At 56.4% G+C, this 16108-nt stretch carries 15 protein-coding genes and 1 tRNA gene; 11 read left to right on the forward strand and 5 right to left on the reverse strand.

Features of this window, described 5'->3' with window-relative positions:
• Window positions 1-216: 216 nt before the first annotated feature.
• Window positions 217-1587, forward strand: coding sequence for a hypothetical protein (locus tag HQL63_09640; protein MBF0177094.1), 1371 nt, complete (start codon window positions 217-219; stop codon window positions 1585-1587).
• A gap of 25 nt (window positions 1588-1612) precedes the next feature.
• On the opposite strand, the gene HQL63_09645 is transcribed toward HQL63_09640, so the two are convergent.
• Entirely contained in the window at window positions 1613-2296 is a 684-nt protein-coding gene (locus HQL63_09645) for a hypothetical protein (protein ID MBF0177095.1), read from the reverse strand.
• A gap of 356 nt (window positions 2297-2652) precedes the next feature.
• Here HQL63_09645 and HQL63_09650 point away from each other — a divergent pair, with 356 nt between their 5' ends.
• The 6 genes from HQL63_09650 to HQL63_09675 all read left to right on the forward strand — a co-directional run bounded on the left by HQL63_09650 (window position 2653) and on the right by HQL63_09675 (window position 8084).
• Window positions 2653-3150, forward strand: coding sequence for a GNAT family N-acetyltransferase (locus HQL63_09650; protein MBF0177096.1), 498 nt, complete (start codon window positions 2653-2655; stop codon window positions 3148-3150).
• Window positions 3151-3292: 142 nt separating this feature from the next.
• Window positions 3293-3496, forward strand: coding sequence for a hypothetical protein (locus HQL63_09655; GenBank protein ID MBF0177097.1), 204 nt, complete (start codon window positions 3293-3295; stop codon window positions 3494-3496).
• Window positions 3497-3603: 107 nt separating this feature from the next.
• Complete coding sequence (locus HQL63_09660) at window positions 3604-4425, forward strand: methyltransferase domain-containing protein (protein ID MBF0177098.1); 822 nt, start codon at window positions 3604-3606, stop codon at window positions 4423-4425.
• A 16-nt stretch (window positions 4426-4441) separates the two neighbouring features.
• Window positions 4442-5665, forward strand: coding sequence for a glycosyltransferase family 4 protein (locus HQL63_09665; GenBank protein ID MBF0177099.1), 1224 nt, complete (start codon window positions 4442-4444; stop codon window positions 5663-5665).
• A 226-nt stretch (window positions 5666-5891) separates the two neighbouring features.
• Window positions 5892-7421, forward strand: a complete 1530-nt coding sequence (locus HQL63_09670) for a glycosyltransferase (protein ID MBF0177100.1) — start codon at window positions 5892-5894, stop codon at window positions 7419-7421.
• Window positions 7422-7427: 6 nt separating this feature from the next.
• Window positions 7428-8084, forward strand: a complete 657-nt coding sequence (locus HQL63_09675; GenBank protein MBF0177101.1) for a methyltransferase domain-containing protein — start codon at window positions 7428-7430, stop codon at window positions 8082-8084.
• Here HQL63_09675 and HQL63_09680 read toward each other — a convergent pair.
• The 3 genes from HQL63_09680 to HQL63_09690 all read right to left on the reverse strand — a co-directional run bounded on the left by HQL63_09680 (window position 8059) and on the right by HQL63_09690 (window position 10375).
• The gene (locus HQL63_09680; GenBank protein MBF0177102.1) at window positions 8059-9237 is read right to left on the reverse strand and encodes a radical SAM protein; all 1179 of its coding nucleotides are present in this window, start codon (window positions 9235-9237) and stop codon (window positions 8059-8061) included. The two genes, HQL63_09675 and HQL63_09680, sit on opposite strands and share 26 nt — an antisense overlap.
• 130 nt (window positions 9238-9367) lie before the next feature.
• On the reverse strand, window positions 9368-10153 hold the full coding sequence (locus HQL63_09685) for a methyltransferase domain-containing protein (protein MBF0177103.1): 786 nt from the start codon (window positions 10151-10153) through the stop codon (window positions 9368-9370).
• A 146-nt stretch (window positions 10154-10299) separates the two neighbouring features.
• A tRNA-Phe gene (locus tag HQL63_09690) sits at window positions 10300-10375 on the reverse strand.
• Between the two features lie 108 nt (window positions 10376-10483).
• Here HQL63_09690 and HQL63_09695 point away from each other — a divergent pair.
• The 4 genes from HQL63_09695 (at window position 10484) to HQL63_09710 (ending at window position 14998) form a co-directional block, all read left to right on the forward strand.
• Window positions 10484-11443, forward strand: coding sequence for a 50S ribosomal protein L11 methyltransferase (locus tag HQL63_09695; protein ID MBF0177104.1), 960 nt, complete (start codon window positions 10484-10486; stop codon window positions 11441-11443).
• An 81-nt stretch (window positions 11444-11524) separates the two neighbouring features.
• A complete protein-coding gene (gene mtnA / locus HQL63_09700) occupies window positions 11525-12577 on the forward strand; it encodes an S-methyl-5-thioribose-1-phosphate isomerase (GenBank protein MBF0177105.1) in 1053 nt (350 codons plus the stop codon).
• Window positions 12578-12702: 125 nt separating this feature from the next.
• Entirely contained in the window at window positions 12703-13302 is a 600-nt protein-coding gene (locus HQL63_09705) for a PilZ domain-containing protein (GenBank protein MBF0177106.1), read from the forward strand.
• A gap of 7 nt (window positions 13303-13309) precedes the next feature.
• Entirely contained in the window at window positions 13310-14998 is a 1689-nt protein-coding gene (locus HQL63_09710) for a hypothetical protein (GenBank protein MBF0177107.1), read from the forward strand.
• A gap of 105 nt (window positions 14999-15103) precedes the next feature.
• On the opposite strand, the gene HQL63_09715 is transcribed toward HQL63_09710, so the two are convergent.
• Complete coding sequence (locus HQL63_09715) at window positions 15104-15889, reverse strand: DUF3050 domain-containing protein (GenBank protein ID MBF0177108.1); 786 nt, start codon at window positions 15887-15889, stop codon at window positions 15104-15106.
• Window positions 15890-16108: the final 219 nt, after the last annotated feature.

Raw genomic sequence — 16108 nt, forward strand, 5'->3', positions numbered from 1 at the left:
CAACAACAGCAGGCGGTGCCCGCCGAAGAGAAGCTGGGTAACAAGGATCCAGGAGAGGTCCAAGGGGATCAAAAGGAAGAAAAGACGGAGCAGAATCCCGTTGTGCCCCAAGATACCAAACCTGAATTTAAACCTGATGACAAGGAAACGGCCAGTCCCAGTTGACGAACGTTCTGGACAGGTCTGACGGTTATGCAGCCTGCATGGTGGACAATATTGTTTTTGGTTGTTTTTTTCTCCGTGCAGGCCTTTGGCGGAGAGAAACCTGTCCCTCCTGCCGCGAAGCAGGGCGGCAACGCTCCCCTGGCGTGGATCCAGGTGATACGGGATGAGATTCCACCCCTGAAGCACCTGCGTGGGGAGCGTTTTCCCTTGATTTTGTGGGAATCAGGTGGCCATGGAGTTTTGCCGCCTGATGTTGTCCGTATGTTGCTTGAGCGGGGGTTGACCCGCACCATCCGGCTGGACAGCAAACAGATTCCTGCCGCTCTGGCTTTGCAGAAGGCCGGGTCGCCGGTCATTGTCCTGGATGCACGGGGAGGGATTTGGCCCTATAAGGGTGAGAATCGCGATGGCAAGAGCTTTTCTCCAGGTGATTTGACCGAATGGGCGCGGGCCGCCGATGGGTTTCGCACCACCTTGCGCGCCTTTCGTCAAGCCGGCGTGAAGGTGGATGCCTTCTGGCTGGACTTTGAAGGCCAGCCCAGCATGGCGGCCTATGACATGGTGCAGGGAACACCCGCTTTCCGCGAACTTTTGCCACGCAAGGCTTTGTCGAGCCGCAAAGATTTCCTTCATTTTCGGCGTCAGTTTTGGGTGAATTTGATGTCGACCTATGTGGCGGCTCCTATTCGGGAATTTTATCCCAAGGCCTCCATCACCAACTGGGTGATGACCCTCTCTTCCCCTGAGCGGCCTGTGCGCGACTGGTATGGTGAACCTCATCCACCCTTGGGACCGACCCTGTTCACGGCAACTTCACCTGTTGCCTATGCCATCGACACTGCCTGGATCAGTGAGTGGCGTCAGGAAGATCCAAGGGATCAGGAGCACGTAGACCGTTTCTTCATGCACGTCATGTTGCGCCAAGTGTCCGACAATGGTTGGAATTTGCAGCGGCAGGCCCCGTACATGCAAGTCATTCCCTGGGTGGCGCGCTGGGTTCCCGATCATCCCAAACAAAAAATTCCGATCATGAGCCGGGAAGCCTACCGGGAGGCTTTGCGACACTTGTGGCTGCGGGGTGTGGACGGCATGCAGGTGTTCAACCCCGTTCACGCCGGCCATTGGGACAGGGCCATCGCCGAAGTCAGTGACGCCGTAGCCGTTAATGACGAAATGCTGGCCTACAAAGATTTCCTCGATCAGGGCGAAGTTTTGCATTTCGCCTACCCGGGCCCACGAGAGACGGGCCTGATCTGGTCAGGCTTGCGGCTGGATGACCAGGCTGTGGTGCGCCTGTACGATCAAAGTGGCGTAGCCGGGAAACACACCCTCGAAATCTGGCCGGGCCAAGCCACAGTCCTGGAACTCCCCGAGGGGAGTGGAAGCACGTTCCTTGTGCAGCGGTCTGGTCCGGGGGGATAGTCGCCTCGCGGGTCTCAAGGCCTGCTCAGAACGCAAGACGAATGTTACCCAGAATATTTCTCTCCTCGATCTGGCCCTGGTTGCGCATCAAAAGAGAACGGGATGTCGCGACCTCTCCGGTCAAATAGTCCGAGAAATCAAACCGTGCCCCCATGGCGACATTGGCCCCGCGAGGGGACATACCGTACTGGGCGGAGTCGTCAGAGGAGACCTTTTTGTCGACCGTGAGCGACATGTAGGGTTCCCAGTCATGGAAGGCGTATCCTGCTGCCAAAGTGCTGGAGATGTGATTGAACACATTGTCAGCCACCTGATCACGAACATCCGACCTGTCAGGATTGACCGAATAGGCTATCCGGCCATTGATGCTCCAGGGGCCCTGACTTGGCAGGGCGGTCCAATTCAGGCCCAGGGAGTACCCGGAGGTTTGGTTCAGTGGTTCAACTTCCTGTTGGGGATCCGTTTGGAGAAGGGCCCCATCGTTGCCTGGCAGGAGAGATGGCGCCAATTTGTGTGAGGCATACGGGTTGACACTCCAGACGATTGACGATGAAGAGGCTTCCACGGACGGTTTGGTGAGGGCATGAGACGCGCTGCCCGGATCACCACCCTGAGCGGATGGAGATCCGGGGAGGAGACACGCCAACCCGGCGAACAGGGCACAAGCGGATGGCAATGACAATGACGCGAATTTATTGGTGTGTTTCATGGCTGATTCGTAAACCTCTTACATGTTTTGTGATGCCACCCCCAGCGTACCCGACTGTGCGCCGATGGAAGAGGCGGGGGTCACGCAGGACACCCTGCAAAACATTCTAACCCCCCAGCAAAAAAATGTATATCACTTCGTATCTATTCAGCACCACCAAAAAACGATTGAAGGCGCAAACTTGCCAATATCTTGACATTTTCGGCGCGTGCATCTTGAATCTGTTGAAAATAAAGCCTCTATTTAACGGCCTTGTTGTGACATGATTTTGACGACCGGGGGGAGGCTTTGCATCCCGAAGCATTTGCGATAGTCTCGGGCGATGGATTCCCTCGCAGATTCAGGATAGGTTCACCATGTTTTCCCTTCGGAGCGCGACCCGCGCTGATATCCCCATTGTCTGTGGGTTTTTGCACAACCCAATAGAATTGTTCCGTTTTTTTCCCAAGGCTCACTACCCCCTGACTCCCGAACAGTTGGAGCAAGGTTCCTTTCAGAGCCGATCGGATCAGACGCTTCTCCTGTGGCACGATGAAGCAGTTGGTTTTGCCGACCTGTATGACCTTCGGCAAGGGGAGGGCTGTTTTATTGGTCATGTCATCGTTGACGGTTCCTGCCGTGGCCGAGGGGGTGGTCGTTTTCTGGTCGAGGGGATGGTCCAGATTGCCCGTTCCCGCCATCAGGTTCGGATGGTTCGACTCTCTTGCTTCAGCGACAATACGCCTGCCCTTCTCATGTATCACCATCTTGGCTTTCGCCCCTATGCCATGGAGACCCGTCACACCCCTGACGGATCTGCCGTGCCCATGCTTCATTTGGAGCGGTGCCTTGTCGGCGCAGCCAATCGGGACTGAACGTTGTTCTTCCTGTTGTTTTTTTTGTCTGATGCTCCCCTGCCAGCTCCGAATCTGTGCCGTGGTGTCAACCTGGTCAAATGGCTTGAATATTGCGAAGTAGCTGACTGTCATTTACGGAAGTCCATTCACAGGGAGGTGAATGATGGCAGTCGATCAGGCGGCTTTCTTGCGCATCGCTTTGCGCGGTGGCCGGTTCATGACCTCGGAGTCTCACGTCGAGGCCAAGGCGAAGGAGTTGGGTATGCAACCTGACACGGTACGGCAGTGGCTCGCGCTTGTTCGGAGACCCAAAGAGGGGTTGCTTGATCGAGAGGGAAGGAACTCCGGCGACCGGATCGGATGAAAGAGTGACCTGGAGGAGGAGGGCGCCTCGCCCTCTGGGTGTCATCGGCAACGGCCAGCCGCACGAGTGGTGGGTGCCGGATCTTCGTCGTGTGAGAAGAAAATCGCATGGATAAATCCCTCCTGGTGCGCATCCTTGGTTTTCCAGTGCTTTTGCTTCATGGCGATTTGCTGGTGTTGGACCGCTGGCGCTGGTTGCGCCGGCACTTGCCAAGACGTACCGGCAAGGACCTTCTACTGGATGTCGGGTGTGGCAATGGGGCCTTCAGCATTGGCGCGGCCCGTCTTGGTTATCTTGCTTTGGGATTAAGCTGGGATCAGCGGAACCAACAGGTGGCCTCGGATCGGGCGCATATGTGCCACGCCCCAGGGGCCAGTTTTGAAATTCAGGACATTCGTTTTCTCGCCGAACGCAGGGATCTTCGGCAGAAATTTCATGTGGCCATCTGTCTGGAGGCCATCGAACATGTCCTGGATGATCGCCGCCTCATGCAGGCCATGGCAGAGTGCCTTCAACCGGGCGGTCGCCTGTTGCTGACTGCACCTTTCCTCAACTACCGGGCCATCTCTCCCAGCGATAATGGCCCTTTCAGCGATGTCGAGGATGGCTGGCATGTCAGGCGGGGATATTCATCTGCGATGCTCATCGAACTTTGCCAACATGCGGGATTGATAACCGAGGAGATCTCCTACTGTGGCGGTTTTCTGAGCCAGAAGATGACTTGGGCATTTCGCTTGTTGTCGCGCAACCATCCCCTGTTGGTCTGGGGGTTGACACTGCCTTTGCGTCTCCTTCCGCCTCTTCTGGATCCCCTGCTGGGTCGCTTGACGGGATGGCCTCCCTTTTCGATCGGACTTGTGGCTTATAAACCACGTTTTTCCACCGATAAGCAACCTCATAAAATTAAAACAAGCCGGGTCGGAATCTGAGAGAGCAGGAGGCGAGGTGCGGATCCTTTTCGGGCATCCCAGCGGTAACCCCAATGCACACCATGCCGCGTTGGCCCACTATGAGCGGAATCGCCTGCTGGCGTTCTGTATTGCCTGGCTGCCCACCTCCCGGGAGATCGATTTTCTCACCCGGCTTCCCGGTCTTCAGGAGTTGGCCAGGCGCGTGCGACGGCGTCGCTTCCCGCCACTGGACCATGCCCGGATCATTCAGGATCGATGGGGGGAGTGGCAGCGCATGGGCCGTCGTCTCCTGGCGGATCGCCTCGGCCTTTCCCACGTGGACGAGACCCTGGCCTATCAAGCCAACGATTGGTTGATGTCAACCCTGGCTCGCCATTGTTCACAGGCCGATGCCGTTCACAGCTTCGAGGATTGCGCCCTGGGGGGATTCCTGGCCGCCCGTGCCCAGGGGAAGCCATGCCTGTACGAGATGCCCATCGGCTACTACCCGGCGTGGGAAGAGATCTTCAAAAAAATTGTTGCGAAGTACGCCGATTCGGTCCCCATGGGAGGCGTGGTGCAAAATCGCTTCGTCCGGCCTGAACAAAAAAGAGAGGAAATGGCATTGGCCGACGTTGTGTTCACCGCAACCAGTTTTGCCAAACAAACCATTCTGCGCCATGCCGACAAGAAGGTGTTCGTGGTGCCCTACGGCGTGGATACCCTGCAATGGCACCCCAAAGAGACGGGGAGAGATTCACCTCGGTCTTTGCGGTTCATCTATGCGGGCCATCTTTCGCTACGCAAAGGAACGCCATTGCTGTTGCAGGCCTGGGAGAAGGCCTCCCTTCCAGACGCTGAACTCGTGTTGGTCGGCAGCTGGGCCCTGGCAGATGCCTGGAAAAAAAAGTTGCCAAAAGGGGTTGTATACTTCGGTCATTTGGCGTCCGACGGGCTGCGCTCGGCGTTCCAGGATGCTGACGTATTCGTCTTTCCATCCTTTTTCGAGGGGTTTGGATTGGTGGTCACCGAGGCGATGGCCTGTGGTTTGCCGGCCTTGTGCAGTGATGCCACCTGTGGCCCGGACATTCTTGATGAGGATTGCGGACGGGTTTTCCAAAGCGGGAATCTGGATGAACTGGTTGGCCACCTCGCCTGGTTTGCCCGGAATCGGGAAAAAATTCCCCACATGGGCCGCATGGCCCGCCGCCGGGCGGAGAGCCTCTCCTGGGAGAGGTATCGACGGACCCTGCAGAGCGCCGTGGATCTCCTCTGCTGAGGTGTTGGCCTGGCACGAAAAAGCGGGTACCATCCAGGCAACTATTCACCACCCGGCAACGAATCGGGGTCCAGGGGGCTGTCTCCCTGGCAGGGCCTTGGCAGCGTCCTGGTGGGGTTCGGGGCGAAGCCCTGACAAAGGCTTTCATATCCAGGCTTTTCGGTACTGAATAGTTACCCATCCAGAAGGTCGCCTTTAGCCCGACACTCAACATGGAAGGTTTGTCATGCGTTGCCGGTTCCTGATCTTTATCGTCTCCTATAATGCAGAACGGACCATTGCCAATGTTCTCGCACGCATTCCCAGGGAATTGGCCCAACATGATACCGAGGTTTTGATCATCGATGATGCGTCCCAGGATGAAACTTTTGAAAAAGCCCTGGCGTATCAGGAGAGTGGCAGCTTTCCGTTTCCGCTGACAGTCCTGTTCAACCCGGTCAACCAGGGCTATGGTGGCAACCAGAAGATTGGGTTCCACTATGCGATTCAACACGGGTTTGATGTCGTGGCGCTTCTGCATGGCGATGGCCAATATGCCCCGGAAAAATTGCCGGAACTTCTGCAATCCCTCCTCGACCAGGATGCCATGGCCTTGTTTGGATCCCGCATGATGGGCCGTTTTGCCGCCATCCAGGGGGGGATGCCTTTCTATAAATATGTCGGCAACAAAATATTGACGGCATATCAAAATATACTTCTAAAATCAAACCTTTCCGAATTTCACTCCGGTTATCGACTCTATCGGACCTCCGCTTTACAGCGGGTGCCTTTCCAATTGAACACCAGCGATTTCCATTTTGATACGGAAATCATCATCCAGTTTGTCAACGCAGGATTGCGTATTCGCGAACACCCCATTCCCACCTTCTATGGTGATGAAGTGTGCCACGTCAATGGTTTGAAATACGCCTGGGATGTGGTCAAAGTCACCACGGTTGTGCGCATGCAGCCCCTCGGCATTTTCTACCATCGAAAATTTGACCTGCATGGGAACGACCCGTCCGCTCAGTCAGCTGTATCCAAATTGACCTTCGACTCTTCGCAAAGGGTGATCGTCGATGCCATTCCGGGTGGCGCCACAGTTCTCGATGTCGGTTGTCCCGATGACGATATGGATTGCGCACTGCGGGAAAAAAAGTGCCGGGTAACAGGTGTGGATGAACGGGAGCGAACCGACAAAGCGGGGCTGGACGCCTGCATCATCCATGACTGGCGCTGCAACACCTTGCCTGACAATCCTGGCAACCATTCACACGTTATCTTGTTGGATGTCGTGGAGCATCTTTCCGATCCAGAGGCTTTTGTGCTTGATCTCCACCGGGCTTGTGGGGCCAACCCTGACACCCGTGTTCTGGCAACAACTGGAAATGTCGCCTTTATTTTTGTCCGTTTCAGATTGCTGTTCGGGGCCTTCCGTTATTGCAGACGCGGTATTCTTGATTTCACGCACCTTCGTTTGTTTACCTTTGCCTCCTTCAGACAGCTCTTTGAAGAGCGTGGGTTCAAGGTGCTTCGTACTCAGGGGATTCCCGCGCCCTATCCATTGGCGGTGGGCCACAATACCTTGTCAAGATTTTTGTTGGTCATGAACAAGTGGTTGATCCGCGTCTCCAAAGGGCTGTTCAGCTACCAGATTCTCCTCGAACTGCAACCGAAGCCGGGTTTGCAGCATCTTCTGCAAAAGGCCGTTCAGGCCAGTTCCCAGCGGCAGGAGAAGGTGCGACACCACCCCGTATCGGATTCCTCCAGGATTTGAGCCGATATGCGCGTCAATATCGGTTGTGGACAAACGCCAACTCCAGGTTGGGACAACTTTGATAACTCGCTCAGTGTTCGATTGGCGCGTCTCCCCTCTGGATGGATCTCCGCCCTGGTCAAGTTGTCCATCATCGACCAGGGCCAGGCAGATTTTATGGCATTTTGCCGCTCCTGCAACATAGGGTACGCCGATGCCCGCGCACTTCCCTTTCGGGATGGACAGGTTGATGTCCTGTATAGTTCCCATATGCTGGAGCATTTGGACAGAGATGCCGCCGTTCAATTTTTGCACGAGGCCGGACGTGTTCTCCGTCCCGGTGGCATCATGCGTCTGGCCGTTCCGGATTTGGAGGCCATGATTCTGAATTATATGAAAGATCGTGACGGGGATGCCTTCCTGACCCAGACCCTCCTGACGCGCACCGATGTGCGGAGCTGGAAAAGCCGTTTGTTGTTTCTGCTGGCGGGTGACCGCGGACACAAGCATTTATACGATGCTCGCTCCCTCTGTACGTTTTTGTCCGAACACGGCTTCCGGCATCCGCGCCCGATGTTACCTGGAGAGACGACCATTCCTGACCCGGGGGACTTGGACTTGCGGGAACGCGAAGCAGAGAGTCTCTACGTGGAGGCCACTACCCCTGCGGTTCGTGAGGTGTAAGGGCGAAGTTGTTGCGGGAAAACGGCCTGATCCAGCGTAATTGACGCAAGAGCCCCCGATCATTTCTGGGACAGGTTGCGCAGCCGGTCAGGCGGGAACGATCCAGGGCCACTCTTCTCCGAAAATCCTCATAGGCCGGACCGTGCCAAATCCCGGTAAATGAGTCCTGGTCGAGATGCCCCATCACATGTTGGGTATTGACCAGATAGCAGCAAGGGTAGACCCGCCCTTTGGCATCTACGTAGGTGTTGTACCAGGGAACGACACAGGACAGACCCGTGTCGGGCTTTGGCAGGACATCATGCGGAACTTGCCAGAGTGCAGCCGAATCGCGCCATTGACGGTAAAAATGGCCCTCCTCCGGCGAGGCGGCTTCCCTGATATCCTGCTCGATTCGGTGTTGGAAATGGGTCAGCTCCCGGGGTGAGGGGATTTGCGGATGGAGCGATGTTGGGTCGGGAGCGTAGTCGAAAACGGGTACCAAAGAGTACCGGTCAAGGAGCTCCATCTCCCGCAACAGATGGAACATGGGTCGGTGGTCGTACAAATTGGTTTTTTGCAGGACGGTCAGCACCCGAATGATGGCGCCCTGTCGGGTCTCTCCACGACGGAAACGCTCTGCCAAGGCCTTGTAATTGCCAATGATGCGGGCGAAATTTCCACGCAGGCGGATGGTTTCGTAGCTCTCTGGAGTGGCTCCGTCCAGCGAAAATGTCAAGATCGCCGGCAGGTGCCGGGCCAGTTGTTCCAGACGCTCATGGCGCAGCACCGTACCATTGGTCGGCATGGCCGTCATGATGCCTTGTCGATGCAAGTACTCAAGTTTATCAAATACTTCTCTGTCCAGCAAGGGTTCGCCAAGACCATTCAGGGTGACATAGAATGGTTGGATCTCCTGGATCAACCCGGTGAAACGTTCCATGGGCAGGCAACCGGAATTCATCCCTTCCAGGTACTCCCGGGCGCACATGCGGCATTTTAAATTGCAAAGGTCGGTGATCTCCACTTGCAGCCGGACCGGCAGGCCAGGTCGGGTTGCGGTTGTCAGCATCTCTCCAGCCAAACGCCACAGCCTGTAGCTGCGTTTGGTCAGGGTCCATGGGGAGCCACCTGAAAGGCACCGCAGGGCATAAATCAGTGGGGATGCATGCATCCATCCCCACGACACCTGCGCCGGATTTGCCTTCATACGTCAACCCTGACCCAGGATAATGATTCCGATGATGCCGTGCGGAGCGGCGGCAACACGGGAAAAATCCGCAAGGAGAGTTGCCGGGAGGTGGTCATCGCATGGTCGAACGACGCCACCAGGTGCAGAGAATGTCGGCAAACCCGATTTTGGCTAACAGGGATTTGATCCGGTCTTTCCACAAAACCCCCTGGGGGTGGCTGAAATGATATTTTTCCTCATGACCGAGCAGCTCGAAACCATGGGGTTCCATCAGGCGTTGCAAGGTGCCCAAGTGAAAATAATTGACATGGTGCGCCTGAAGGTAATGCCAACGTTCCCCCTTGAGCCTGGCTTGAAGTCCGGCAAGATTGGGCAGCTCAATCGCCGCAATGCCGCCAGAGGAGACAACACGCGACAACTCCTTGGCCAGACGGTGGGGGCGCGGGATGTGCTCCAGGACATGGAACAGAGTTACGGCATCGTATGTTGCATCTGGGGTGTGCGCAAGATAATCCAGAATCTCGGCTTGGTGCCAGCTCACTGTGGGATGGTTGGCTTGCAGATAGGATACCGCCTTTGGGCTCTCCTCGACGGCATCGACACGATAGCCAGCCTGTGCCAGGGCCAGAGCCGTTTCGCCGATGCCAGCACCCAACTCCAAAACGTATCCAGATGGCAGAAAGCGACGGACCCCGGCAACACGATGCTGCAGAAAAGAACGTTGCCAATCTACGTGGGGCGCCGTCAGGTCGGCGTAGTACTCTCCGCCAGCGTAGGGGGATTGCCACTGCTCCAGGTCAATGGCCACAAAGCCGCAGGCAGGACAGGATTGCAGCGGCAAACCGGCCCGTTTGACCGTTGGGAAGAGATCGGCATCGCATAGAGGACAATGCTGCACTGGTATGACTCCACGTCCCAAACCGAATTCAGGAAAGCCCCCGTGGTACGATGATCCTCCTTGGAGTTGCAGCCGAGGGACACTTCAATGGAACAGAGCGGGGGTTTGCAACGAGGATGGTCGGAGAGTTTCCGGGAGGGAAAAAATGGTGCCCAGGGGCGGAATCGAACCACCGACACGAGGATTTTCAGTCCTCTGCTCTACCAACTGAGCTACCTAGGCACATACCCGGGAGAGGCAGGAAAACGGGAACCCACTAAACGGTGCCCCGTTTCGGTGGGTGGTTTATACTGCGGATCCCGACAATCTGTCAACACTTCAAGGATGACCATGACCTGGGAATTACGTTTTTTCCTGACCTCGGGCCGGCAATCGCCCCTCGGCGAACGGGTGTGTGATTTTCTCCTGACCGGGGCTGCCACGGCGGTCACGCTCAAGGATGCATCATCCAAGGGGGTGTTCTCTTCGGAGGAAAAGTTTGTCGAGTGCCAGATCATCGCGCACTATCCCCCCGATCACGATCCATTGTCCACGGAATGGGAGCTGCGACTTTTCCTTGTTTCTCTGGGCGTGACAACGGAAATCCCCCTGCAATGGCTGCGTCTGGAAGATCAGGATTGGCAGGAGGGGTGGAAGGCCGGACTTGCGGCCCAGAAGGTTGGCGACCGGTTTCTGATCGTTCCCACCTGGATCACACCGGAACCGGATCCATCCCGAATGATCATCCGCCTTGATCCCCAAATGGCTTTTGGGAGTGGCTCGCATGCCACAACTCAAGGATGCCTTGTCGCCATGGAGGAGCGGGCTGCCCTCCAACCCTTGGGGGATTTCCTGGACCTGGGGACCGGTTCTGGTATCCTGTCGGTCGCGGCGGCCCAGTTGCGGGCAAACTCGGTGACCGCTACGGATCTTGACCCCATTGCCGTCTCCACCAGCCAGGAAAATTATCGCCGCAACTTTCAGGAAGGGTTCCCCGTATTTCGTTGTCTGGAAACAAGCCTGATTCCCAGGCATGTGGGGAGTGCCGGGGGAAAGTTCCATACGGTGACTGCCAACATTCTGGCATCCGTCCTGTTGGATATGCTCTCGGTCAGGGCAGGATCCCGGCAAGGCGATGCGCCTGGCATGGCCGATATTTTAAACCCGGGAGGTCACTTGATTCTCTCGGGGATCCTGGTCTCCCAGGAGGAAAAAATCGTGGCTGCATGCAGAGAGTCCGGACTCGAACACATTCGGACCCGATCATGGGAGGAGTGGAGTGTCGTGACGGCCTGCAAACCAAACTCTTGATCTTCGGGGGGGCCATGCTCCATATTCCGAAGGCGGAGAATCCATCATGAACCTTCCGGCAAGAAACGAGCGGGGAAGCACATGAGTCTTTTCGATGTGGTGGTGTGGCGTCAGGGAAAAGTACGGATGCTTGATCAGCGTCTTCTTCCGGACCGGGAGATCTATCTGGAGTATACCAGCGCCGCCGAGGTGGCAGAGGCCATCCGTTCCATGGTGATTCGCGGCGCCCCGGCCATCGGCTGCGCGGCTGCCTTTGGCGTGGCTGTCGAGGCCCATCGCCTGGCCCAACAGGGTGTCACGGGCCAGTGGGAGCAGGCGCTGGAACCTGGCTGTGCGGCCCTGCTGGCCAGTCGGCCAACAGCCATCAATCTCGGGTGGGCCGTTGCCCGTATGCGCCAAGTGATTGCCTTGCATCCCACACCTGCCACACTGCCTGCCCGGCTCCTTGCCGAAGCCGAAACCATCCACCGGGAAGATGTTGCCTCCTGCCGGGCCATTGGACAACATGGGGCCTCACTCATCCACCCCCCGGATAACCGTCCCCTGACCATCATGACGCATTGCAATGCGGGCGCCCTGGCCACTGCGGGGTACGGCACGGCGCTGGGCGTCATCCGCGCCGCCCACGACGCGGACAAATCCATCCGGGTCATAGCCTGCGAGACCCGCCCCTATCTCCAGGGAGCACGCCTGACTGCCTGGGAGTTGGTCAAGGAGGGGATCCACACGACCCTGATTACCGACAGCATGGCTGGTCACCTGATGAGTCAGGGGGAGATCGACATGATCGTCGTCGGCGCCGACCGCATTGCTGCAAACGGTGACGCAGCCAATAAAATTGGCACCTACACCCATGCCGTTTTGGCCAATCGCAACGGTATCCCCTTCCTGGTGGCTGCCCCTCTCTCCACCATTGACCTGAATACCTTGCGCGGCTCCGAGATACCCATCGAGGAGCGACCGCCCGAGGAGGTGACCCATTTCCAGGGCCGCCGCGTTGCCGCCGAAGGCGTGCATGTGCGCAACCCCGCCTTCGACGTGACACCTGCCGAATTGATCTCGGCCATCATCACGGAGAAAGGGGTCGTCCGCAACCCAAACAAGGAAAAGATCAAGGCCCTGTTCGATTCCTGAATCAAGTCTTTCTGAAGAAAAAGATTAAAGCCTTGTCCAGATCCTGGCCGGGCTTTTTCGACCAGGGTTCTCTCCAAAGCACTGTACCAATCTTCAGTAAACCCACCCAGGATGCAATAAAAGCCATGCCAGCCCAAGGATTGACCAGTGTTGAAAAACAGCAACGGGAGTTTGTTCGTATCGACGACATGCTTCCCTTTGCCTGGACCATTATCCCCGAGGAAGAGATCAGCAAAATTCTTCTTCACTACGAGAAACATCGGGAGTTTCCCGCCAAGACAGGGGATGTCAACGCCCTGCTCAGTTCCATGGATATCGGTGACAAACTGAAACTGTTGGAGCGCGACGAACCCAATCTTGCCCGAATACTCTCGCGTCTGGATATGAAACTCAATTTTCTCATCCGTCTGTTTCACCCGGGAGAGCAACAGCAACCTTTGGTGCCCACGCCCATCAATCTGAGTGGGGGCGGGTTGGCCTTCTGGGAACGGGACGTACCGCTGGCTATCGGAGAGGTTTTGCACGTTCGACTGGCCCTTTCTCCCGATGCATTGGCCGTCATCGAATGCTATGCCCGGATTGTTCATGTCCGTCACAAGGACCAAAATGACCTGGACAAGGTGGCCTGCAACTTTGAACCCATCCTGAGCCAGGACCGGGAGTCCATCATCCAACACATTTTCAAACGCCAAGCCGAGCGCCTGCGCGCCAAGAAACAGGTTTGATCGCACCATGGGCGAATCTACCAAAGTTGGCGGTACCAATCCCTTTTCGCTCGCCCAGGGCAAGGCCTTCACCCGCCTGAAACCCGACGTGCCTTTCTGGTGGCGTAAAGTCACGCGCCGCATGGTCACCATGCGTGTCCAGCAATTCCGGACCGATGGCAAGCTCCCCTTTACCCGCACCGACCTGGAGTCGTTTTTCGCCAAGAATCTGCCGACATTCCCTCCCGGGACTCCCTTCAAACAATCGTCCCAGGGCAAGAGGATTCATTCTTTTACGAGTCTCGAAGACAAATTGGACGTACTTCTGTCCTTGGTTCGTCCGGAAAGCAATCAAGGGCGGACGCGCCAAAGCCCTCTTCCCGTTCAATTCGGTGGACGGCGGTTTGCCTTCTGGGAAAAAGATCCCCCCCTGCGCCATGGCGACCATATTGAAATTCATCTGGGTCTTTTCCCTGATGATTATGTGTTGGTCCACGGTTATGCCCAGGTTATCCAGACGACGCGGGATGGTCAGAGCGGCTTGACCCGGGTCTTTTGCCAAATGGTGGATGCCAGCCATGGTGCGGCGCTCCCTGCACAAAACCAGCCCCACGGCAACCCCGGAAAACCACAACAATCGGTTTCCCAGCCTCTCCCCGCCAAGGTTGAACCCGTTCGGGCTCCCGCCGCTGCGGGAAACAACGGGCCATCCCCTTCTCCGCAGGGGGAACCTTCCGGCACACCTCCCCCTCTGGAACCGACGTTTCGGGTTGATGGCGGAGCCGACGAAGATAACGACGCCAATCGCCGACAGGCTTTTCGGGTGAACGACGATGTCGCCTTCTCCTGGAAGATCGTCGGCCAGGATGATGTCATGGAGGCGCAAGGGTATTTCAAACAACATGATCGCCTGCCCGTGCGCAGTGTGGAGACCCGTCTCCGCAACCTCCTGGATCAGTATGCCGACAACCTGAAACGTTTGGATAAGCGCTTCGCCCGCACCGAGACTCAGCTCTCCTGGTTCCGCACGGAATTGCTGGTTTTGTTCCAGCGGGCTTTGCGGAAGCTGGACGAAGATGCCATCACGGGGAGCGTTGTACAGCTGCATGAAATCTCAGTCGAGTTGTCTTCAGATCCGGCAGCAATCACGCCACAATTAGGCCAAGTATTGACTTTGATACGGCAACGTGTCGAACAACAACAAAAAAATTCCATTATGGATCCTGTTCTCGCGATCAACAGAATTAATGAGGGAAACGAGATTATCAAAAAAATTGACAATGAAATCGCTAATCTTATTCAGGAGACTGCCACCCTGACCCCGTCACTGACGCAAAAATTGCGTTTGTTCCACGAAGAAATGAGCAAGGTCCAGATTTCCCAGATCAATGCAAAAAAAAAGTGGCTTGCCAGTTCCGACCACATGATCAAGAGTCAGGTCAACCTGAGCGCCACCGGGGTGGCTTTTCGTACCAGCCAGGATATCATCAAGAAGGGTGATTATATCCAACTCAACATGGAACTCAGTGCCAATGGCACGGATTTCCGCGCCCATTCAGCCTACGGTCAGGTTGTCCTGGTCAAGCAGCTTTCAGCTGGCAAGCCCTACCGCATCGCCACACAATTCATCCTCATTCCCAGAAAAATGGAAGACGATCTGGGCGCCCATATTGCCCGCAAGCAAAGAGAGGTGGTCAGAACAGGCATGGGGGGGTGATCCGAAGACCCTGCCTTGATATGCCTTTCCCGGGCTTGGCAAAGCTGCGGTTGTGTGTTGCATCGTGAGAGGCGCCTTGTACAGCTCCGACCTAGAGGCGCCATTTCAGGCGATGGCTGACAATCTCTCCAGAACCCCGTCCCAGAAGGTGATCCGGGCATGGATTGCATGAGCGGCTGCGGATTCTGCCTCACGGATGCGCAGGGAATCTCCCGTACACAGGGCGTTCAGCAACTGAAGGGAGAGGGGGCCGTGGTGGTCGGAATCCAGGTGGATGTGGCGTTCCAGATAGTAGTGAAAAGTGGGGGCCCGTTCGGGAGTGATGGCCATCTGCTTGAGCAATCCCCTGAACATGGGGGGTATGATGTGTTCGCGCCCCAGGGCAAAAGCCGCAGCAACGACATGAGGCTGGTCACTCCGAATGAAATCGAAGGTGACGGACATGAATTGGCGCGAAGCTTCCGGAACGTGTGAACCATGCTGCCGCAAAGCTTCGAGAAAGCCCACTTCCCCGGCGGTGTGGGCAAATGCGAGAGCTCCGGATGGATCCGCACCAACCTCCCGCATGGCTTGGGCATAAAGCTCGAAATGGCTGGCATAGACTGCGTCACCTCCCACCTCCGTCATTCCCAGATCCGACTCCTCTTCCAGGACGATTTCGTTGATGAATCGGCGTAATTGCGGGTCGCTGACCGGTGACCAGGGTTGGCGGGCGGGGGCAACACAAGCCTGAAGGTATTTCAACAAGGACATGAAGTCCCAAACTGAAAAAATGTGATGCTCCATGAAACAGCGCAGACGGTCCAGGTTATCGACGGCCTGGTAAACCGGATGTGTATGTAACTTTTCCCGCAGGGGGTGCAAACCATCCAAGGAAACCACTATGCCCATAGAAAAACTCCCGCTCTTTTGCCCCTTTGCAACACCCCTCACCGAACACGACCCGGTACAATTCTCAAGGAGTGTACCACAACAGGTGACCTGGGGAAACACCATGAGCAGAAGGAAAACGATGTCAAGAAAAGTTTGGAAATGAAAGCCTTCGTCAGGGCTTCGCCCCGAACCGTGCGCCCGTGAGGGCGCTTTATCAGCTCGGTGAAAGTCCGAGTC

The organism is Magnetococcales bacterium, from assembly GCA_015231175.1.
Lineage (GTDB): Bacteria > Pseudomonadota > Magnetococcia > Magnetococcales > DC0425bin3 > HA3dbin3.